At 56.4% G+C, this 2389-nt stretch carries 3 protein-coding genes; 1 reads left to right on the plus strand and 2 read right to left on the minus strand.

Features of this window, described 5'->3' with window-relative positions; genetic code table 11:
• On the plus strand, positions 1–287 hold a 287-nt coding region (locus VMJ32_12475; protein ID HTQ39836.1), incomplete at its 5' end, for a dCTP deaminase.
• 42 nt (positions 288–329) lie between these two features.
• On the opposite strand, the gene VMJ32_12480 is transcribed toward VMJ32_12475, so the two are convergent.
• Both VMJ32_12480 and VMJ32_12485 read right to left on the minus strand, forming a co-directional pair.
• On the minus strand, positions 330–1268 hold the full coding sequence (locus VMJ32_12480; protein ID HTQ39837.1) for a diguanylate cyclase: 939 nt from the start codon (positions 1266–1268) through the stop codon (positions 330–332).
• Positions 1265–2389 (minus strand): response regulator (locus tag VMJ32_12485; protein ID HTQ39838.1); only part of this gene is annotated, 1125 nt, incomplete at its 5' end. The genes VMJ32_12480 and VMJ32_12485, both read right to left, overlap by 4 nt.

Here is a 2389-nt window from a genome sequence, read left to right on the forward strand (position 1 = left end):
GCCGGCTGGGGTTGTTTGTGCATGTGACGGCCGGTTTTGGCGACGTGGGTTTTTGCGGTTTCTGGACGCTGGAGATGTTTGCGGTACAGCCGGTGCGAATTTACCCGGGCGTGCCGATCTGCCAGATTTTTTATCATCAAGTGTGCGGCGAGATTACGGAATATCAGAGCGACAAGTACCAGCACAATCGCGACATTCAGCCAAGCCTGCTGTTCAAGGAACTCAATCCTGACGAGCAGCGCGACCCGCAACTCAAACTAGAGTTTGGCATGGAGCGGTCGCACTAAGTGTTTCGGCGACCAAGCCAGCGCTGAGTAAGGTGGTTGTACTCAATTGCAAACGGCGGCAGAGTATTGGGCGCTATCGGCAAATTCGACCCGATTGCGGCCGTCGTTTTTGGCTTGGTACAAAGCGGCATCGGCGGCGCGGAGCAGACTGATGGCATCGGTGTTTTGATCAGGTTGCGCCACCGTTACGCCAATGCTGGCGGTGACGGTGACAGGACCCTGGGGCGTTGCGACGCTGATTTGTTCGATGGCTGCGCGCATGCGTTCCGCATGGCTGAGCGCGTTCATTTTGTTGCAGCCTGGCAGGATTAGAATGAATTCCTCGCCGCCGAAGCGTCCCAGGGCATCGTAGCGCCGCGTGCAATTTTGCATGGCCTTTGCGGCAGCCCGAAGGACGTCGTCGCCCACCAGATGTCCGTGGTCATCGTTAATCTGCTTGAACCGATCGAGATCGATCAACACCACGCCAATGGAGCCGCCGTGCCGGTGTTGCCGGCCCAGCTCGTTGGCCAACAGCTCGAAGATGGCGGCGCGATTGCACAAACTGGTCAGCGAGTCGTGGGTTGCTTGATCGCGGAGCGTCTCACGGGCGGCGATGAGTTGCTCCTGCAAATACAAAATGCGTTTTCCTGTTCGCAAACGGACTTGCAGTTCTTGGGCATCGAAAGGCTTGATGACGTAATCATCGGCGCCGGCATCGAGGCCGGCAATCACATCACACTTGGAGTTTTTGCCCGTCAAGAGTAGGATGTAGGTGTACGGCTCGGAGCGAATTCGGCGAATTTCGCGGCAGATTTGCACGCCGTCGAGGCCGGGCATCATCCAATCGAGAATGGCCAATTGAGGCGCGTTGGGCTCCTGCAAGAGCCGGAATGCTTCCAGTCCGTCGCTGGCAAGCACGACTTCGTACCCCCAGCGGCACAAGGTGCTTTCCAGTAATTTTCTGGAGACGGCTTCGTCATCGGCAACCAAGACTTTCATATAAATACCTCTTGTGACCAGCGGGTTAATTCGGCCTGCAATCGTTTCAGTTCAGCTTGCAAAACGGCCAACGAAGGTTCGGCGAAACTAAGGTCGCCGCTGTTGCCGAGCTTTTCCAATTTTTGCGCGGCCTGGGCGCCTGCTTCCGCACTGAGATTGTGTAAGGCGCCTTTTAAGCTGTGGGCCGCGCGTTGGACCAGTGGAGCATCGAATTGGCGAATACCAGATTCGATTTCGGTCAATAGCCGTGGAGAACTTTCCAGGTAAAGTTCGATCATTTCTTCCAGCAGCGCGTTGTCGTTTTCGACGCGCGCCAAGAGCGCGGCGAAATCGATGGTGAGCGGGATGCCGGTTGGACTTTCGCCTAGCATCGAAGTGGGAGATGGAGATTGATTGGCGGCAGCGACATGTTTATCGGTGGAATGATTATTTGGCGCTGCTACCCGCCGATTTTCCGTGATCTGTTTCGACAGGAGACTTTCGATGACGGCCAATAATTCCTTGGGATTGACGGGCTTGGCGAGGTAATCGTCCATGCCTGCCTGCAGGCAACATTCGCGATCTCCCTTCATGGCGCGAGCGGTCATGGCCACGATGGGCAAATGCTGGCCGGAGTCTGCTTCTAGTTCACGAATGGCGCTGGTCGCGGCAAAACCGTCCATCTCGGGCATTTGCAAGTCCATCAGCACCAGGTCAAAGCGTTGCGTTTTTGCCGCCTGGAGCGCTTCCAGGCCGTTTTCGACGGCGGTTACTACGTGGCCATGTTTTCCCAGTATGCCGGCGGCCACGCGTTGGTTGACGGGATTATCTTCAGCCAGCAGGATGTTCCAACGCGGCCCGGCCTGCACTGGGTTTTGGACAACCGCCAGGGCCTGTTGATCTGCCGAGGGTGCTGCTTGGGGCGGGTGCAACAGCAAGAGTATGGTGTCGAGCAATTCCGATTGCTTAATGGGCTTGGTTAGATACGCGGCGACTCCCAGATTGTGGCACTTTTGCACGTCGTTATATTGGGCAGCGGAAGACAACATCATCAAAACGGTTTCTTGGAGTCGCGGGTGCCGCTTGATATTCTCGACGAGCATGAAGCCATCCATCTCCGGCATGTGGCAATCGAGCAACAC

The sequence above is a fragment of the Pirellulales bacterium genome (assembly GCA_035499655.1).
In the GTDB taxonomy this organism is placed as follows: Bacteria; Planctomycetota; Planctomycetia; order Pirellulales; family JADZDJ01; genus DATJYL01.